This is a genomic window from Microbacterium esteraromaticum (assembly GCF_028747645.1).
GTDB lineage: Bacteria > Actinomycetota > Actinomycetes > Actinomycetales > Microbacteriaceae > Microbacterium > Microbacterium esteraromaticum_C.
In genome coordinates this window covers 1,608,261-1,626,965 of record NZ_CP118100.1, presented here as the reverse complement: position 1 = coordinate 1,626,965, position 18,705 = coordinate 1,608,261, and the positions used below count along the sequence as shown (strand labels likewise).

17 protein-coding genes are annotated in these 18,705 nt (G+C 66.5%); 9 read left to right on the top strand and 8 right to left on the bottom strand.

All coding sequences use genetic code 11. The features are described from left to right. The first annotated feature begins 45 nt into the window (after positions 1–45). The 5 genes from polA (at position 46) to PTQ19_RS07595 (ending at position 6,653) form a co-directional block, all read left to right on the top strand. Entirely contained in the window at positions 46–2,679 is a 2,634-nt protein-coding gene (polA, locus tag PTQ19_RS07615) for a DNA polymerase I (protein ID WP_274366923.1), read from the top strand. A gap of 88 nt (positions 2,680–2,767) precedes the next feature. Further along, complete coding sequence (locus PTQ19_RS07610; protein WP_274366922.1) at positions 2,768–4,441, top strand: DUF885 domain-containing protein; 1,674 nt, start codon at positions 2,768–2,770, stop codon at positions 4,439–4,441. A gap of 47 nt (positions 4,442–4,488) precedes the next feature. Further along, positions 4,489–5,244, top strand: coding sequence for an SGNH/GDSL hydrolase family protein (locus PTQ19_RS07605; protein WP_274366921.1), 756 nt, complete (start codon positions 4,489–4,491; stop codon positions 5,242–5,244). Next, positions 5,241–5,903 carry a YczE/YyaS/YitT family protein gene (locus PTQ19_RS07600; RefSeq protein WP_206820526.1) on the top strand — a complete coding sequence of 221 codons (663 nt, stop codon included), beginning with the start codon at positions 5,241–5,243 and terminating at the stop codon, positions 5,901–5,903. Before PTQ19_RS07605 ends, PTQ19_RS07600 begins: the two co-directional genes overlap by 4 nt. A gap of 3 nt (positions 5,904–5,906) precedes the next feature. After that, positions 5,907–6,653: a formylglycine-generating enzyme family protein gene (locus tag PTQ19_RS07595; RefSeq protein WP_274366920.1), complete on the top strand. Its 747-nt coding sequence runs from the start codon at positions 5,907–5,909 to the stop codon at positions 6,651–6,653. 12 nt (positions 6,654–6,665) lie between these two features. Here PTQ19_RS07595 and PTQ19_RS07590 read toward each other — a convergent pair whose 3' ends face one another. Together PTQ19_RS07590 and PTQ19_RS07585 are read right to left on the bottom strand one after the other, a co-directional pair. Further along, a complete protein-coding gene (locus tag PTQ19_RS07590) occupies positions 6,666–7,994 on the bottom strand; it encodes an MFS transporter (protein ID WP_274366919.1) in 1,329 nt (442 codons plus the stop codon). A 41-nt stretch (positions 7,995–8,035) separates the two neighbouring features. Beyond that, entirely contained in the window at positions 8,036–8,377 is a 342-nt protein-coding gene (locus PTQ19_RS07585; protein ID WP_274366918.1) for a YciI family protein, read from the bottom strand. A gap of 54 nt (positions 8,378–8,431) precedes the next feature. On the opposite strand from PTQ19_RS07585, the gene PTQ19_RS07580 reads away from it, so the two are divergent. From PTQ19_RS07580 to PTQ19_RS07570, 3 genes are read left to right on the top strand one after another with little or no spacing between them, the layout of a single operon-like run. Further along, positions 8,432–9,184 (top strand): TetR/AcrR family transcriptional regulator, encoded by a 753-nt coding sequence (locus PTQ19_RS07580; protein WP_274366917.1) that lies wholly within the window; start codon positions 8,432–8,434, stop codon positions 9,182–9,184. Positions 9,185–9,215: 31 nt separating this feature from the next. Continuing rightward, a complete protein-coding gene (locus tag PTQ19_RS07575; protein ID WP_274366916.1) occupies positions 9,216–10,139 on the top strand; it encodes an ABC transporter ATP-binding protein in 924 nt (307 codons plus the stop codon). Beyond that, a complete protein-coding gene (locus PTQ19_RS07570; RefSeq protein ID WP_274366915.1) occupies positions 10,136–11,800 on the top strand; it encodes an ABC transporter permease in 1,665 nt (554 codons plus the stop codon). The genes PTQ19_RS07575 and PTQ19_RS07570 overlap by 4 nt, the downstream gene beginning before the upstream one ends. Positions 11,801–11,806: 6 nt before the next feature. Here the strand turns inward: PTQ19_RS07570 and PTQ19_RS07565 are convergent, their stop codons facing one another. Then, positions 11,807–12,463, bottom strand: a complete 657-nt coding sequence (locus PTQ19_RS07565; RefSeq protein ID WP_274366914.1) for a CatA-like O-acetyltransferase — start codon at positions 12,461–12,463, stop codon at positions 11,807–11,809. Between the two features lie 106 nt (positions 12,464–12,569). Between PTQ19_RS07565 and PTQ19_RS07560 the strand changes: the two genes are divergently transcribed. Then, the gene (locus PTQ19_RS07560) at positions 12,570–14,918 is read left to right on the top strand and encodes an arylsulfatase (protein ID WP_274366913.1); all 2,349 of its coding nucleotides are present in this window, start codon (positions 12,570–12,572) and stop codon (positions 14,916–14,918) included. Between the two features lie 303 nt (positions 14,919–15,221). Here PTQ19_RS07560 and PTQ19_RS07555 read toward each other — a convergent pair whose 3' ends face one another. The 5 genes from PTQ19_RS07555 to PTQ19_RS07535 all read right to left on the bottom strand — a co-directional run bounded on the left by PTQ19_RS07555 (position 15,222) and on the right by PTQ19_RS07535 (position 18,420). After that, on the bottom strand, positions 15,222–15,443 hold the full coding sequence (locus PTQ19_RS07555; protein WP_274366912.1) for a hypothetical protein: 222 nt from the start codon (positions 15,441–15,443) through the stop codon (positions 15,222–15,224). Positions 15,444–15,625: 182 nt separating this feature from the next. Next, a complete protein-coding gene (locus PTQ19_RS07550; protein WP_274366911.1) occupies positions 15,626–16,153 on the bottom strand; it encodes an RNA polymerase sigma factor in 528 nt (175 codons plus the stop codon). Continuing rightward, positions 16,153–16,824 (bottom strand): hypothetical protein, encoded by a 672-nt coding sequence (locus PTQ19_RS07545; RefSeq protein ID WP_274366910.1) that lies wholly within the window; start codon positions 16,822–16,824, stop codon positions 16,153–16,155. Before PTQ19_RS07545 ends, PTQ19_RS07550 begins: the two co-directional genes overlap by 1 nt. A 334-nt stretch (positions 16,825–17,158) precedes the next feature. After that, positions 17,159–17,569: a GntR family transcriptional regulator gene (locus PTQ19_RS07540; protein WP_274366909.1), complete on the bottom strand. Its 411-nt coding sequence runs from the start codon at positions 17,567–17,569 to the stop codon at positions 17,159–17,161. Continuing rightward, positions 17,566–18,420, bottom strand: a complete 855-nt coding sequence (locus PTQ19_RS07535; RefSeq protein ID WP_274366908.1) for a hypothetical protein — start codon at positions 18,418–18,420, stop codon at positions 17,566–17,568. The genes PTQ19_RS07540 and PTQ19_RS07535 overlap by 4 nt, the downstream gene beginning before the upstream one ends. Between the last annotated feature and the right edge of the window lie 285 nt (positions 18,421–18,705).

Sequence of the window (18,705 nt, the reverse complement as noted above, 5' to 3'; positions counted from 1 at the left end):
CTGTCCTCCTCAGCGAGTGTCCGTCGCGCTCGTTAGGCTTGCTGTGTGACGGACTCCGCAAAGCCTACCCTCCTGGTCGTCGACGGCCACTCACTCGCCTACCGGGCCTTCTTCGCCCTTCCGGTCGACAACTTCACCACCCGCGACAATCAGCACACCAACGCCATCTACGGCTTCCTGTCGATGCTGGTGAATCTGATCAAGGCTGAGAAGCCGACGCACATGGCGATCGCGTTCGACACCTCGCGGCACTCGTTCCGTACCGACGAATACCCCGAGTACAAGGCGACCCGCTCCGAGACCCCGTCCGAGTTCAAGGGGCAGATCCCGTTGCTGCAGGAGTGCCTGGCGGCGATGTCGATCCCCGTTCTCACGAAAGAGGGGTTCGAGGCTGACGACATCCTCGCCACGCTCTCTGTGCAGGGCGCGGCCCAGGGGTACGACGTGCTGCTCGTCTCGGGCGATCGCGACACGATTCAGCTCGTCAACGATGAGGTGACGCTGCTGTATCCATCCGTGCAGGGAGTCTCGCAGCTCAAGCGCTACGATCCGTCCGCCGTCCAGGAGCGCTACGGCGTGCGTCCCGAGCAGTACCCCGACATCGCTGCGCTCGTCGGCGAGACGAGCGACAACCTTCCGGGAGTGCCCAAGGTCGGCGAGAAGACCGCCGTGAAGTGGCTGATCCAATTCGGCAGTCTTGACGAGCTGCTCGCGCGCGCCGAGGAGATCAAGGGTGTCGTCGGCGGGAACCTGCGCGAGCACATGGACGATGTGCGGCGCAACCGTCGGCTGAACCGTCTGCTCACCGACGTCGAACTTCCCCTCAGTCCAGCAGAGCTGGCGGTCGCGCCGATCGATGCGCAGGCCGTCCGCGACATCTTCGCGCGACTGGAGTTCCGTACGCTGCTACCCCGGGTGTTCGACGCCGTGGGAGCCGCGGATGAGCCGGTGCACGACGAGCCCGCCGTGCAGGTTCCCGACCCCGTCGAGTCGACGGCAGAGCAGGTCGTGACGTGGCTCAGCGCTCAGGAGGGCGAGCTCGGGCTCACGCTGCTGACCACGGCCGAGACCATCGACCGCGTCGGTATTGCGAGTGCGACCGAGCTGCGCGAATGCGGATGGAGCGATGAGATCGCGACCGCGTTGACACCGTGGCTGGAGTCCGACGCGGTGAAGGTGCTCAATGAGTCGAAGCCGCAGATCAAAGCGCTGTTGCGCGCCGGCATCCGCCTCGGCGGCCTCGGCTACGACACCCTTCTGGCCGGGTGGTTGATGCGGCCGAGTTTCCCCGACAAGTCGCTCGGTCACCTCGTCGACCGGTACCTGGGCGAGAAGCTGCCCGAGGCCGATCCCTCGCAGCTCGTTCCCGAGACCGACGGTGCGACGCCGGCACAGCAGGCGTGGTTCACTCTGCGCACGGCGGCCGCCGTGCGTGAGAAGATGCCCGATGGCGTGGCGACGGTGCTCACCGACATCGAACTGCCGGCCGTGCTCGTGCTCGCCGACATGGAAGCTGCCGGCGTCGCGGTCTCGCACGAGGTGCTCTCGACGTTCTCGGGCGAGCTGCGCGAGCGCACCGACACGATCGCCGCTGAGGCGTTCGCGCTGGTGGGTCGGGAGTTCAACATGGGATCGCCGAAGCAACTGCAGGAAGTCCTCTTCGAGGACCTGCAGTTGCCGAAGACCCGCAAGACCAAGACCGGGTACTCCACGGATGCTGCGGTGCTCGCGGATCTGCAGGAGACCAACCCGCATCCGTTCCTCGCTCTGCTGCTGCAGCACCGCGAGGCGACCAAGCTGCGTCAGATCATCGAATCGCTCGACTCGGCGATCCGCGACGACCACCGGATCCACACGACCTATGTGCAGACCGGCAGCCAGACCGGTCGACTGTCGAGCACCGACCCGAACCTGCAGAACATCCCGGTGCGCACCGAGGAATCGCGCCGCATCCGCAGCGCGTTCGAGGTCGGCGCCGACTACGAGACGCTGTTGACCGCGGACTACTCGCAGATCGAGATGCGCATCATGGCTCACCTTTCGGGTGATGCCGGGCTGATCGAGGCGTTCAACTCCGGCGAGGACCTGCATCGCTTCGTCGGCGCGCGCGTGTTCGGTGTCGAGCCCGAGGAGGTGACGCCGGCGATGCGCACCAAGGTCAAGGCCATGTCGTACGGCCTGGTCTACGGGCTCAGTGCGTTCGGCCTGTCTAAGCAGCTGCGCATCGAGCAGTCCGAGGCCAAGCAGCTGATGAAGGAGTACTTCGCCCGCTTCGGCGCAGTGCGCGACTACCTGCGCGCCTCGGTGCTTCAGGCGAAGGAAGACGGCTACACCGAGACCATCTTCGGCCGTCGGCGTCCGTTCCCCGACCTGAGCAGCCCGAACCGCGTGCTGCGTGAGAATGCGGAACGCGCCGCGTTGAACGCACCGATCCAGGGCAGCGCGGCGGACATCATGAAGATCGCGCTGAACCGTATCCACGCCGACCTGCGCGAGAGCGGGCTCGCCTCGCGCGTACTGCTGCAGATCCACGACGAACTCGTGGTCGAGGTTGCACCTGGCGAGTGGGACCGGGTCGAGCAGATCGTGCGCACGCAGATGGCGGATGCTGCCGAGCTGTCGGTGCCGTTGGATGTACAGGTGGGTGCCGGCCGCGACTGGAACGAGGCCGCGCACTGACGCCCGCTGCGCGGTTGCGCCACGCGGCGCGGCCCGCAGCGGTTTCATCGGATGCCGGGAACCGGCGGGCGGGGATAGGCTCGAGCTCATGACTTCCGAGCTCCGCACCCCGTCCGCCATCGACCAGGTCGCCGAGGACTGGGTCGACACGCTCGTCGAGCTCTCGCCAGTGCTGGCCACCTACATCGGTCGGAATGAGGCGAACGCCCGCCTGGACGATGTCAGCCCCGAAGGTCACGAGCGCGCCGTGACTGCGGCACGCGAGACGCTCGCGAAGCTTGACGCGCTCGAGCCGGTCGACAGCATCGATGAGGTCACCAAGACCGACCTGTCGGCGGAGTTGCGGCTGCAGTCCGAACTGCATGATGCCCAGTGGCACCTGCGCGATCTCAACGTGATCGCTTCGGCCGCGCAGGACTTCCGTCAGGCGTTTGACCTGATGCCCACTGACAGCGTGGAGGACTGGTCGGTGGTGTCCGAACGCCTCGCCGCGGTGCCCGCGGCGCTGCAGGGGTACACCGAAACGCTGCGGGAGGGCATCCGCCACGGTGTTGTTCCCGCGCGCCGACAGGTGCGCGAGGTCGCCACCCAGATCGCGCGCTACACGGCCGACGACGGGTTCTTCGCCGGCTTCGTCGCCGGCGCAGCGCCGAAGGAGGGTCAGCTTCCGGCATCCCTCGCCCGTGATCTCGGCGACCACGCGGGGGCCGCGCGTGTCGCCTACGACGCATTGAGCGCGTTCCTCACCGAGGAGCTCGCTCCCGTCGCCGGTGACGAGGACGCTGTCGGGCGCGAGTTGTACGCCCTGAACTCCCGGCGTTTCCTGGGGGCGACGATCGATCTGGATGAGACGTACGAGTGGGGCCGAGAGGAACTACGGCGAATGATCGCCGAGCAGGAGGCCATCGCGCGCGAGATCCTGCCGGGCGCGACGGTGGAGGAGGCCGTCGCTCATCTTGAGGCGGACCCGGCGCGCAAGCTGCACGGCACGCAGGCGCTGCAGCGGTGGATGCAGGAGACCAGCGACCGTGCCATCGCTGAGCTCGGCGCCTCGCACTTCGACATCCCCGACCAGATTCGTGAGCTCGAGTGCATGATCGCCCCGACCCAGGAGGGCGGGATCTACTACACCGGCCCGACCGATGACTTCTCGCGGCCCGGTCGGATGTGGTGGTCGGTTCCCGAGGGCGTCACCGAGTTCGACACCTGGCGCGAGCTGACCACCGTCTACCACGAGGGCGTTCCCGGCCATCACCTGCAGATCGCGCAGGCGACGTACAACCGGGCCGAGCTCAACACGTGGCGCCGTGTGCTCGCCGGCACGTCGGGCCACGCCGAGGGATGGGCCCTGTACGCGGAGCGCCTGATGGAACAGCTCGGCTACCTCGACGATCCGGCTGATCGTCTGGGAATGCTCGACGGGCAGCGCATGCGCGCGCTTCGCGTGGTGCTCGACATCGGCGTGCACTTGAAGAAGCCGCGCCTCGACGGCGATGGTGTGTGGGACCACGACTACGCGCTCGATGAGATGCGCCGCAATGTGAACATGCCCGACGAGTTCCGGCAGTTCGAGGTCAACCGCTACCTCGGCTGGCCGGGACAGGCGCCGTCGTACAAGGTCGGTCAGCGCATCTGGGAAGACGTGCTCGCGACGGCGCGTGCTCAGCAGGGTGACGCCTTCGATTTCAAGGGGTTCCACAAGCGTGCGCTCGACATCGGCGGCGTCGGCCTCGACACGCTGCGCGCGGTGTTCGCCGGCTGAGTACGTCGGCGGGCCCCGACCCGTCCGCCCGGCAATAGGCTGTCAGCATGGCGGCAGTGCGTTTCGTGGCGATCGGCGACTCGTTCACCGAGGGCGTCGGCGATGAGCTTCCCGACGGTACCGTGCGCGGGTGGGCCGACCTCGTCGCTCAGGGCTGGGCGGATGCCACCGGCGAGCCGGTGCAGTATGCGAACCTGGCGATCCGTGGGCGGCTGGTCTGGCAGATCGTCGAGGATCAGCTCGAGCGAGCGCTGGCGTTGCGTCCCACACACCTGTCGTTCAACGGCGGGGGAAACGACATCATGCGACCCAACGCCGATATCGAGCACATCGCCGACGCGTTCTCACGCGTGCTGCGACGCTGCGACGAGCAAGGTGTGCAGCTGATCCTGCTGTCGGGGGCGAATCCCAGTGCACAGCTGCCGATGGGGGACGTGTTCCAGAAGCGCGGCGACGTGCTCGCTGAAGCGGTCATGCGCCGCATCGAGGGGCGCACGGACATCATCCATGCCTGGAACTGGCCCGATGAGGAACTGTCGCGTCCGCGGTACTGGTCGCAGGACCGGTTGCACATGAACGCGAACGGTCACCACCGTGTCGCCGCGCGGGTGCTGGACGCGCTGGGCCTCGATCCGCACGAGTCGTGGTGGTCGCCGACCACCGAGTTGCCGCTCGGCCCGTCGGGCTGGGCGTACTACCGCGAGTATGTCGGCCCGTGGATCAAGCGCCGAGTGACGCGCACGTCATCGGGTGACGGGCGCGCTGCGAAGTACGGCGACTGGGTCGAACGGGTGCCGCAGTGAGTCGTTTCACCGGGCGCCGCATGCCGCGGCGGTTGACCCAACTCTTCATCGGGGTGTTCCTGTACGGCATCGGAATCGCCTTCATGGTCGAGGGCGCGGTGGGCGCGGCGCCATGGGACGTGCTGTCTCAGGGCATCAGCCTGCACGTGCCGCTGTCGTTCGGAATGGTGACGATCCTGGTCAGCGCGGTGGTACTGCTGCTGTGGATCCCGATCGGGCAGAAGCCCGGGTTCGGAACGATCGTCAACGCTCTCGGTGTGGGGCCGGCAGCCGATGTCGGCTTTCTGCTCATCCCCGCCCCAGAAGCGCTCTGGCTGCGGGTGCTCTTCTTCGCGATTGGTCTGCTCGTCCTGTCAGCCGCGACGGGACTCTACATCGGGGCGCACTTCGGGCCCGGGCCCCGCGACGGTCTGATGACGGGGTTGCACGCCCGATGGGGACTGCCGATCTGGGTCGTGCGGACCGCGCTGGAGGTGACCGTCGTGCTGATCGGCTGGGTGCTCGGCGGCAACGTCGGTGTCGGCACGGTGGCGTTCGCGCTGCTGGTGGGGCCGCTCTGCCAGTTCTTCCTGCGGGTGTTCGCGGTGCGTCTCGACGGGGGCGAACCACCCCGGCGCGACACTGAGGCGCGTACCGGCCCCGTTCCGGTGAGCGGCTGAGCCATGGACCTCTGGCACATGCGGCAGCTCCTCGCCGGTCGGGTGACACTGCACGATGCTCGGCGTGACGAGCATCGAGCCGTCGATCTGGAACCCTTCGAGATCGGTGTCTTCGCAGTCACAGAAGAACAGTTCGCCGAGGTGCTGGGGGTGCCGGCTGTGCACCCGAGACGCCCCGCGCGGGATCTGAGCTGGCTGCGCGCGGTGCGGTTCTGCAATGCGGCATCCGAATGGGAGGGGCTCGACCCCGCGTACACATTCGATGGCGAGGAAGTCACCTGGCACATTGACAGTGACGGCTACCGCCTGCCCACCGAAGCCGAGTGGGAGTACGCGTGTCGTGCCGGTTCGGCGGGTCCGCACTATGGACCGCTGGCCGACGTCGCCTGGACTGTGCGCGATGGGGTCTCTACTCCGCAGGATGTCGGTCTGAGACTGCCCAACCTGAACGGGCTGTTCGACACGCTGGGCAATGTGTGGGAGTGGTGCTGGGACCTGCTCGACCCCGAACGCTACGACGACTATCGGGTGTTCCGAGGGGGCGGCTTCGCCGACGATGCATGGAGCGTCCGGGCATCCGTCCGTCGTGGTGGTGCCCCGCGCATGCATCACGACGATGTCGGCATGCGTCTGGCGCGAGGCGGGTTCGACGGCGTTGATGCCGCGCAGGGGTGGTCGGCGCGCGCCGACCTCGAACGCGGCGGGCGCGGGGGAGTGCGACCGGTGGGATGGACCCCGCGCGGACGCTGATCGCGCGGGGCGTCAGCGGTGCCGTTTGCGCTCGGGATCGAGTCCCATGCGGATGCGGGTGCTCTTGCGCTCGTGGATGATGAACGCGACGCCGATCGCCCACAGCGGTAGCTGGGTCAGGAACGCCCAGCGGAACGCCTCCAGCGTGTAGGTGTCGGGCGTACCCGCGCCCTGCAGGTCGAGGGTGAGCCCGATCAGGAAGATCGCGGTGAGCGCGGCGAGGAATCCGCCCGAGTTGGTGACGCCGGTCGCGGTGCTCAAGCGGTGAGCCGGGTTGTGCGTGCGAGCGTGGTCGAACGCGATCATGGATGCCGGTCCACCGGCGGCCAGGCAGACCACGAGCACGGTGAGGAGCCACATCGGTGCGGGCCCCGGCCAGAACGCGACGGTGACCCAGGCGACCACCTGGATGCCGATGCTCGGGAGTACGAGCGCGAGTGAGCGACGCGTGGGAATGCGTCGCGAAAGGATGCCGAGGATGGGGCTCAGCGTCATGGCGACCACGACATTGAGCGACAGCAGAGCAGCGGCGGCTGCCGCGCTGAGCCCCTCACCGGCGGTGAGGTAGGGCATGCCCCACAGCAGCAGAAACGCGGTCGAGGCGAACGGCGTCGTGAAGTGCGACCAGAATGCCAATCGCGTGCCGGGGTGCGCCCACGCGGCGCGGATGCCGACTCCGGTGTCGATCGCCGACGTGACCACGCGCACCGCGCCCGTCTCGGTGTTCACACTGAGATCCGCCGGCTGCTCGGGTGGGTGATTGCGCACGATCGCCCACACCAGGATCGCGAACAGCAGACCCAGGCCGGCGACGCTGCCGAAGGTGATCGTCCACGTCGTGGCGTGCAGCAGCGCCGCGAGCGGAAGCAGGGCCGCCAGCTGCCCGGTCTGCCCGACGAGCCCCGTCATCTGGACCATCACCGGTCCGCGCTGCGCGGGGAACCAGGTCGCGACCAGCCGCAGCACGGCGGGGAAGATCGCGGCGTCGCCGGCGCCCAGCAGCACGCGGGCGACCAGGGCGATGCCGATGCTGGGCGAGATCGCCATGACGAACTGTCCCAGCGCCATCAGCAACATGCCGATGACCATGATCGGGCGTGAGCCGTATCGGTCCAGCAGCACCCCGACGGGCAACTGCATGCCGCCGTACACGGCCAGCTGTACGACCGCGAAGAGAGACAGCGTGGCGGCATCCGCCTGGAACCGCTCGGCGGCATCGACTCCGACGGCGCTGAGTGAGCTGCGGTTGGTGATCGCGAGGATGTACGCGGCAACAGCGACGCCCCACACGAGCCATGCCCGCCAGCCCGGTGTCGAACGGAGCAGGGGAGCGGTGGTCACAGGTCCAGGCTACTGCGACGGGGTTCGCGTGGATGTCGCGATCAGCTCTCCGGGTCGTACGGGAACGCGCGCACCTTCTGCGCGCAGCAGCAGGCGCGAGCGATCTTCGCCGCCCATTCGACGGCGGCCTCTGCCGAGGGCAGTTCGAGCACGGAGTATCCGCCCTCGATCCGCGCGGTCTGCGGGTACGTGCCCGGTTTGGCATTGCCATCCCCATCGATCCGGAGGGGCTTGACCGACTCGTCGATGCCACCGCCGAAGACCCAGACGCCGGCAGCCTTCGCCTCGCGGACGACCGCATGCGCCGCGGCGGTCACGCTGGGGAGCTCCTCAGCGGATACGTTCATCGCGCAGCTGGGGAATGAGATCAGGTACTGGGTCATGCCATTGTCCTCTCCGGCGGTCGCCTGCGGAACCGAACGGGTCTCCATCGTCGCGTGCGTGCCGACGGAGCGAAAGGCATCTCGATTCCTGGCGTGCATCGCTTGACACGCGTATTAAACGTGTGTTCAATATTAAACATGCGTTCACCACAGCGAGCACCGCACACGGCTCCCGAGACGGCCGCGCGCATTCGCGATGCCGCGATCAGTGCGTTCGCCGCTCAGGGATTCACCAAGACGACGATTCGCGCCATCGCCTCAGCGGCTGAGGTGTCGCCGGGGCTGGTCATCCACCACTTCGGATCTAAGGAAGCGCTACGCGCGCAGTGCGACGACCATGTGTTCGAGGCTTTGACTGCGCGCAAGCGTGAGAATGCCCACAAGGTGCCGCTGGTCGTGGGAGAGCTTTTCGGCGACCCTGTGATGCGCACCCAAGCCGAGTATCTGCTCACATCGATGCTGGATCCCTCGGAGCCCGGCCAACGGTTCTTTACTCACTACGTCGAGACCGTCGAGACCTTCATCGATGAAGGAATCGAGGGCTACGTGCTTCGCAAGTTCGATGACCGGCGTGCGCAAGCGGCGACGATCGCCGCGCTGGCATTGGCGCCGTTGATTCTTGAATCGAAGATGCGCCAGCTTCTCGGCACGGACGGCGTTCAGGGCACGATGACACGCATCGCGCCCTACCTCTTCGATCTCTATCAGCACGGATTCATCGAGTCGGTTCCTGCGCAGCACGAGCCCCCGGGGCCCCGAGCCACGCCGGGCAGCCAGCACGATCCTCCTGCAGAACAGGTCCCGTGAACTGCCCACCAGACCTCGATGGAGAACGATAATGAACCAGCAGACCGATTCGGCGGCATCCGCCATCAGCATCTCGAACCTCACCAAGTCCTTCGGCGCCGTGCGCGCTCTTGATGGACTGACTCTCGACGTGGCACCGGGGGAGGTGCACGGCTTCCTCGGCCCCAACGGCGCGGGCAAGTCGACCACCATCCGCGTGCTCCTCGGCATCCTCCGGCACGACTCCGGAACCGTACGCGTACTCGGCGGTGATCCCTGGACCGACGCCGTCACCCTGCACCGACGTCTGGCCTATGTTCCCGGCGACGTGGAGCTCTGGCCGAATCTCACCGGCGGTGAGGCCATCGACCTGTTCGCGCGCCTGCGCGGCCGGATCGACGAGAAGAAGCGCGACGAGCTGATCGAGCGCTTCGATCTCGACCCGCGAAAGAAGGGACGCACCTACTCCAAGGGGAATCGGCAGAAGGTCGCGCTGATCTCGGCGCTGGCCTCGAACGTCGAACTGCTGCTCCTCGACGAGCCGACCGCCGGTCTTGACCCGCTCATGGAGGCGGTCTTCCAGGAGTGCATTCGAGAGGCCAAGGAGGCCGGACGCACGGTGCTGCTCTCCAGCCACATCCTCGCGCAGGTCGAGGTGCTCGCGGATCGGATCTCGATCGTACGCAGCGGCAAGATCGTGGAGTCGGGAACACTCGGCGAGTTGCGGCACCTCGGGCGGACGTCGGTGACAGCGCTGACGACGACCGCACCGGCTGGCTTGGAGGCGCGGGAGGGCATCCACAACTACCTGCGGGACGGCAGCCAGCTTCGCTTCGATGCCGACACCCAACACCTCCCCGAGATCATGCGCGAGCTCTCCGCGCTCGGTGTGCAGACGTTGACCGCCGCACCGCCGACGCTGGAGCAGTTGCTGCTGCGCCACTACGGTGACGAGCTCAGCAGGAGCGCATCATGACCGCTGTGCTGGACGCACCGACGCGGGCGCACGTGGCATCCGGATCCGGCGGCACGCTCACCGGGACGGGCAGGCTTCTGCTCTTCATGCTGCGCCGCGACCGTGTGCGCTTCACATCGTGGGTGCTCGGTTTGACGCTGATGATGGCGTACTTCGCGAACGCGATCGGCCTCATTCTCGATGAGACGGCAGTGCAGGGCTTCGCCGCGCTGGCGCGGAACCCGGTCATCGCGCTCATCGGTGGCCCCGGCTACGGTTTCGACGAGATCACAGTCGGCAGGATCGTGGTGGGGATCTACGGCGTCTATCTGATGCTCGGCGCAGCGCTGATGAGCATCCTCACCGTCTCACGGCACACCAGAGCCGAGGAACAAGCAGGACGAGCCGAGCTCGTACGTGCCAACGTCGTCGGTCGACACGCGCAGCTCGCGGCCGCGCTGATCCTCGTAGCGCTGATGAACGTCGTCATGACCGTGCTGATGGCACTCGCCTTCCACTTCTCCCCGTTGGAGCCGGAAGCATTCGGGTATTCGTTGTTGTTCGCCTGCAGTGTCGGCGCCGTCGGTCTCGTGTTCGCGAGCGTGACGGCTGTCACCGTGCAGTTGTCGGCGTTCTCACGGGCCGCCTCCGGCATGGCCGGAGCGGTGCTCGGAGCAGCGTTCGTCATTCGCGGACTGGGGGACATGTCCCACGCGCAGGGCGGCGACCTCGGCTGGCTCTCGTGGCTCTCACCTCTCGGCTGGTCGCAGCAGACGGCACCGCTGACTCTTGACCGGTGGTGGCCTCTCCTGCTGTCGCTCGGGTTCGCGGCACTGTGCACGACGACCGCCGTGGCGCTACAGTCTCGCCGCGATCTCGCCGCGGGCATCCTTCCGGACCGGCTCGGCTCGGGTCGCGCTCCGGGCTGGCTGCGCGGACCCTTGTCCCTGGCCTTCCGCCTACAGCGCTCTGCGCTGGTGTGGTGGTCGGTGGCGATCCTGCTCGGCGGCATCACCTTCGGCACGTTCGCCGAGCCCATGGTCGAGAATGCGGCCGGCCTGCCCGACGAGATCATGATCATCTTCGGAGGGACTGAGGGGATCATCGAGGGCTATCTGGGCTTCATGAGCGTCTACTTCGCGTTCATGGTGGCCGTGTTCGCCATCCTCTCGGTGCAGGCCTTGGTCGGCGAGGAACAGTCGGTCCGTACGGAGCCGGTACTCGCCGCCTCGGTGTCACGCGCCGGATGGCTGCTGTCGTGGACCATCGTCACCGCGCTCGGCTCGGTCTGGCTGCTCGCGCTGGCAGGGGTGGGCAACGGCATCGGTGCCGCACTCGTAACGGATGAGTGGGGTCTGCTCGGTGACGTGCTCGTTGGACAGATCGCACAGGTCGCTTCCGTGTGGGCTCTGCTGGGACTCGCCGTCGCGCTCTACGGGTTCGCCCCGCGGCTCGTCGGCCTCACCTGGGCCGTGTTCGGGTGGGGGACGGCACTGAGCCTGTTCGGCGACATGCTGCAGCTCGACGAAGCGCTGTTGTCGACCTCGGTATTCCGACACGTCGGTCAGTACCCCGCTCAGGATCTATCGTGGTCCGCCGTGGCGGTGCTCACGGCCGCGACGGTCGCACTTATCGGGATCGGCGTCGTCGGGTACCGACGTCGCGACCTGACGACGGCCTGACGGGTGTCAGTCGCCGAGCCACGAGGGCTCGGCGAACATCTCCTGCAACTCGTTGAGAAGCCGCGACGTGTGGAACCCGTCCGCGACCGCGTGGTGCACCTGTGCTGTGATTGGCAGCAGGGTGCACCCGTCGCGTTCGACGTAGCGGCCGAGCGTGAAGATCGGGGCGAGGTGCTTCGAACCTCCGTCGATGTGAAGGGTGAAGCCCGTGAAGCTCGTCCACGGCAGGCTTGAGACGTTGAACATGTTCCCCGGTGGCGGTCCTTGGGGAAAGAGCGCGGTCGCGTCGGCATAGTCCTCGATGGTGCGCGCCGCTGCTTCGTGGAACGCCCCGAAGTCCTCGTCGAACGGCACCCAGACACTGGAGAATGTCTCCTGAGCGGGGTGGAAGATCGTGAACGACGGGTCGAGGGACGGCCATACGGCGAGGGCGCCGGAGTCGGTGACGGTCATCCGGAACTCGTCGTGAGCATTCACGATTGAGGCGAGCGCCCAGATCTGGGAGATATAGCTCCGACGCGAAGTGGCCTTGATCGCTGTCACGAATCGCGTCACTTCGATTTCGGCCGTCATGGAGTAGGTGCATGGCACCACATCGCGGTAGTGGGCGAAATGCTCTCGGCGCGGGTACGTGGAGAGATCGACGGGTACCGGGCTGGTCATAGTCCCATTGTGACAGGGGGATGTCTACACGCTCCTGGCGTGTCGAGCCGGCAAGGCGGTACTGTGCGACTGTTGCGGTCTGCAGATGAAGAGAAGGGTGTCAATCATGGCATCGGAGACAGCGTTCGGACGACACCACCTCCCGATCCAGCGGCCGCGAGTTGGGGCAGACACCCCGGTGGATGCCCGGGATGCCGTTCCGCCGCATCCTGCAGCACCGCTGCGGCCGCCGGCAGGCGCTCCGAACGTGCTGATCATCCTCGTCGACGACATGGGGTTCGGCGGCAGCAGCGCGTTTGGTGGCCCGTGTCAGATGCCCGCGGCCGAACGGATCGCCGCCGACGGCGTCAAACTGACCCGTTTCCACACGACGGCGCTGTGCTCGCCATCACGTCAAGCGCTGATGACGGGGCGCAACCACCACTCCGCCGAGATGGGAGCGCTCGCTGAAGTCGCGACCTCGTTCCCCGGCTACACCGGCGTGCGTCCGGATGACTGCGCGACGCTGGCACAGGTTCTCAAACTCAACGGCTACTCCACCGGTATGTTCGGCAAGCATCATCAGACACCGCCCTGGGAGACGAGCCCGTCCGGTCCGTTCGATCGTTGGCCGACAGGGGAGGGGTTCGAGCGCTTCTACGGCTTCATCGGCGGAGACACGCACCAGTACACTCCCGCTCTCGTCGACGGAACGAAGCCGATCGAGCCGCCGCGCACCTACGAGGAGGGTTACCACCTCTCGGAGGACCTGGTCGATCAAGCCATCGACTGGATCGGGAACCTGACATCCCTCACGCCCGACAAACCGTGGTTCACCTACCTCGCCTTCGGTGCGACGCACGCGCCGCATCACGCCCCGCAGAGCTACCTGGACGCGGTGCGCGGCGCTTTCGACCACGGCTACGACGAAGAGCGGGCTCGTATCTTCGCTCGCCAGAAGCAGCTCGGGGTCATTCCCGCCGATGCCGAGCTCACTTCACCGAACGCGAAGATCCCCTCGTGGGATGAGCTCACGCCTGCCGACCAGCGGGTGGGTGCCCGACTTTTCGAAGCATATGCCGCCATGGCCCGGCACATGGATGATCAGGTCGCTCGCCTGATGGACTCTCTGGAAGAGCAGGGCGTTCTGGATGACACGCTGATCTTCTACATTCTCGGCGACAACGGGGCTTCTGCGGAGGCTGGCGCGTACGGGACGTTCAATGAGATGGCCTATCAGAACAACGTGCTGATGACCACGGCGGACATCGAGCCTCATCTCGATGAGGTCGGGACGCCGGCGTCATTCAACCACGTTCCTTCTGGATGGGCGCAGGCGCTGAACACGCCCTACCAGTGGAGCAAGATCGTCGCTTCGCATTGGGGAGGAACCCGGACCGGTATCATCGTGCGCTATCCGGGCAAGGTGCCTGCGGGGGAGTGCCGCCACCAGTTCACCCATCTCATCGATATCGTTCCGACCGTGCTCGAGTACGCGGGAATTCCCGAACCCGTGAGTGTCAATGGTGTACAGCAACGTCCGGTCGAGGGCACGAGCTTCAAGTACGCGCTTGAGGATGCAGGCGCCGCTGAGCGCCACATCACGCAGTACTTCGAGATCGCGGGAAACCGTGGTATCTATCACCAGGGGTGGACGGCGGTGACGCAGCACCTGCTGCCGTGGCCGGATCCTGACGACCAGATCCCCGCGCTCACGGACGATGCCTGGGAGCTGTACGGTCCCGATGACTGGACACAGGCGCATGATCTCGCCAGCGAGATGCCTGAGAAGCTGCGAGAGATGCAGGACCGGTTCCTCATCGAGGGGGCCAAGTACAACGTGTTGCCCATCGACGACCGCGAACGGGAGCGCTTCGATCCGACGATCGCGGGTCGGCCCGATCTGATGGGCGGCCGCACGCGACAGGTGCTGCGGCCCGGCATGTCGCGCCTGAACGAGAACACCGTGCTGAACGTCAAGAACAGGTCGTTCTCGGTGACGGCACGCGTTCAGGTGGACGAGGGTGTGACGGCGCGTGGCGCTCTGATCGCGCAGGGCGGAGGATTCGGCGGCTGGAGCCTGTACTTCGCCGAGGGCCGTCTCACCTACGCGCACAACTTCGTCGGCTTGGAGACTCATTCCGTACGTGCGGATCGAGTGCTGACGCCGGGGGAGCACGACATCCGCCTTGAGTTCGCCTACGACGGTGGCGGAGTCGGCAAGGGCGGCACCGCGTCGTTGTTCTACGATGACGACCGCGTGGCCTCCGGGCGAATCGAACGCACCGTGCCGGGACTGTTCTCGTTTGATGAGGGACTCGACGTGGGACTCGACAGCCTCGACCCGGTCGTGCGCGACTACGGTGTCGAGCGTGGCGTCTTCTCCGGGTCGATCAGCCAGGTCGTCATCGATACGGGGGATGACGCCGTGTCGGACCCGAACCTCGTGCTCAGGACGCGCTATCGCCGCCAGTGATCCGCGTGGCGCTCAGCGCTCCAGACGACCGGGACGTCGCGCATAACGAGCACATGGTCGAGTTCGGCCGCACCTGTCGGGAGGCCATCGAAGAAGCTCGAGGCGGCATGCCTGATGTGACCGGGGTGCACCCGCCACGCATGCGCGGGGAGAGGCGCATCAACGCTGATGGTGAATTCTCTTACCCAACTTTCCCCGAATCGACCGGATTGCGGACAGGCGCCTCGACTGACGAGCCTCTGCCCACGAATCCGTGCTGCGTGTGGTCACCGGTAGGCGATCCCGAGCGACGCGCTCGGGGGCTCAGCCGTTGATGAGCTGCGGCACGAAGATGACCGCAAGCACTACGACCGGCATGAGCGCGAGCACAAGCAGCGCACGGTTGATTCTCCGCCGGCTGACGGTGCCCTTGTCGAATGACGAACGACTGAGTTTGTCGAGATTCGGCAGGAGCGCCTGGTAGGGCGGCTCGGGTTTGTTCGCGACCTGCTCGGCCGGCGGGGTGGAGTCGTCTTCGTCTCCCATGAGCCAACTGTAGCCACATCAGCTCCCCGTTCTGGGGGTCTTCCACGAGCGCCCCACCCAGCCGCACCGAGGGATCCCTTGCTAGCCACTTGCCTCGTCGCGCGGATCTGGAAGATAGGCCGTGATGTCGATCGGCACGGTCGGAGGCAGTGCAATCGCGGCCGGGTCGATGGGTGCTGCGGTCATGGCGTGTTCCCTTCGAATTGGTGTTCGTGGAGGAGCTCGCGGAGTTGGATCCGTGCCCTCTGGTAGCGTCCGCGCGCGGTCGACTCGCTGATCCCGACGATGGTCGCTGCTTCGGGAAGCGTGAATCCATCCCACAGGACGAGGCGTACGAGTTCGGATTGGTTGTCAGGTATGGCGTCGAGCGCGGTGCGGATGTCGAGGGATTCAGCGCCGACATGCTCGCTCGGGAGCGCCTCGAGATGTGCGCGCAGCTTGTCAGTGAGGTCGGACTGGCGGGCGGCTCCGCGGGCGGCGTTGGCGAGGACCCGCCTCGCGACGCCGAACAGCCACATCCGCGCCTGCTCGGGCTCAACCGGCATTCGATCGCCTCGCCGCCAGGCCACCACGAACGTCTCGCTGAGCAAATCTGCGGCATCGGCCGGAACCTGCGCACGGCGGCCGAAGTAGCTCAGCAGGTCCGCCGCGTTGGCCACGTACACGTGCTCGAGGTGTGCTTCGCGCGTCGAGCGGCTTCGACGCCGCATCACTGCGTCGGACCTTCGGTCGCGCCATCGCACGGCCCAGCCCCGAACTGCAACGAGACACTGTCGATCAGGTGGCCCGCCCGTCGAAACTCGGCATTGACGCGGTCGGCAATCACCCGTGTCGCCGCAATCGAATACGTCGCGGGCGGCGGAGTCGCGCCGGATGCGATACTCGCGGGGTCGGTAAACGCGACGCGCCTTTCGACTTCGAGTTCGTACGCTGCTTCGATCTCGGCGGTGGTGATGGATGCGATGAGTGGGTCCCAGTCATGCTCGGTGAGGAATTTCCGCGCCTCCTCTGTGCGCCGGTCGATCTCCTCGTCGGGCACGTCGTCGTTGTCGTAGTAGGGCTCCACGCCGATGAACACTTCACAGAGCCCAAGGCTCGTCCCGTCTTCAAGCTGGAAGCTGCGTTGGGCGACGATATCCGGCGTCCAGCCGAACCAATCGATCACGGCAGGTGCGGCGGTCGCAGCGGTAACGCCCAAGCCGATGATGCCGAGGCTGAGCGCGGAGCCAGTGAGGATCCGGCGGACTCTGGATCCGAGCCGACGCTGACGCAGCACCGATGCGACGGATCTTGCAAGGGCATCCGCCTGCGCCGCCGCTGCTGGGTCAGCGCCCAACGCCGGTGGTGCAGCCTGCCCCACCGCCTCATCGAACCAATCCATCGATTACCCTTCGTCGAGTGCCTTCATATAGGACATGTCCAGAGGGGCGCCGTCCTTAACACGGATCTCGATCTTGGTCGCGATTGCGTCCGAGCTTCCGACGCGCCCGGGCGGTCATTGTGGCGCTCTCGCGAGCAGATGTGTGACGCTCGCGAAGCCCTTCATCGCTAGCCGGTCGGCTCGTCATGAGGATTCGGCAGGTAGGTCGTGATGTCGATCGGTTGGGTGGGGGGCAATGCGATGGCGGCCGGGTCGATAGGTGCTGCGTCCATGGCGGCGTTCCCTTCGTATGGTCCAGTCGGAGGCGGCAACGGTCACACGTGCTCTCGCGCGCTCAGTGGGCTGCGGGGTAACCGTCTTCCTGCTCGGCGGCTGCGCCCGAAGCTGCTTGCCAGACGGTACGCAGCACATCGATGACATCGTCGGACTGAGCGCCGGTGGATTCTGCCTCGGCGACGAGGTCGCGAATACGCCGTATGACGGATCGGGGGAGAACTGCCGCCGAGTCGGCAACGCGGGTGCCGGCGGCGGTGCGGGTGGTGACGAGTCCGTCTCGCTCAAGCAGCTTGTATGCCTTCGCCGCGGTGCCTGGCGCTACGCCGAGGTCGGTTGCGGTCTGGCGTACGGTCGGCAGTCGCTCGCCGGCGCCGAGTTGACCTGAGACGATGAGGCCACGGAACTGGCGGTAGATGTCGAGCGCTGGGCTCGAGTCGTCCGTCGGCGACAGGATCGGCTGAGCGGTCATCGCACGTCCTGCGGAGCGAGCGTTCGGTCGGTGAGCTCGACCGACCGGGAAAGAGCGCGCGTCCGACGCAGGCGGCTCGCGACGAAGATCAGCAGGGCGAATGCGGTGATCTCGAGGACGGGAGCGAGCCAGCCGGCCGCGACCGCGAACTCTGCATACCGCCAGACGGCTTCGTACGAATCGCTTCGTCCTTCGCCCTGGACGGTCAGCTGTGAGAGCGAGCCCGCTCGGGCGATGAACCGCCACGCGCCTGCGAGTGCGAGGAGCATGCCCGCGGTGGCGATCCACACGGCTCCACTCGCGACCTCCACACGCGCGGTTTGCTCGGCGCCGACGGTCTCCGGCCGGAGGAAGGGGCGTGTCGCGTTGCTCTGCAGCGTTGCCCAAGCCACCGCGATGAGTGCCGCGAGGCAGATGATGACCGGGACTCCGTACGCCCACCCGTAGAACCAGGGGCGGATAGCGTCGATCTGTTCGTTGGGCACGGGGATCTCGAGATAGATGAAGCGGCCGCGCTCATCCGCCGAAGATGCCAACCCGGCAGCGATGGTCGTTGCCAGCAGGGCGAGCAGAGCGACGCCCGCGCCAACGAGGCCCGCGCGGGGGCCGAAGCTCATCCAAGTGCGTCGTGTTGCGGGGACGACCGGACGTTCGGGTGGTGTGGTTCCCCTGAACACGATGAGCCCCAGCACGACGGCAAGGCAGAGGAACGCTGCGAACACTGGGGTGGCGTATTGCCACCACTCGACGATATCGGCGAGGTTCAGGACGTAGCCCCGGACCACGTTCTCGATCGCGAACACGACGATGACAGCAATCGCTCCGATGCTAAGTGCTCGATGCTCAGGCAAGTACCGCGCTGCGACCGAACGCGTCGCAGCTTCGGAGTGTTGGACAGTACGACGAGACTCGCCCCGCAGTCGCAGCGCGAGGAGTGCGCCCGCGACGAGAAGCGCCGCGATCACCAAAGAGAACAAGGGCACGGTGAAGGCGGCGACAAGAAGTTCGGTAGGCGGGATCGAGCGAATACTGCTCTGCACGATGGAGACTCCGTTTCGACGTGTTGTGTCATATGTCTATCACAACTTGTGTCACCACGTGGATACAAGGCATGGCCGGGTGTCGGGCGAGCGATC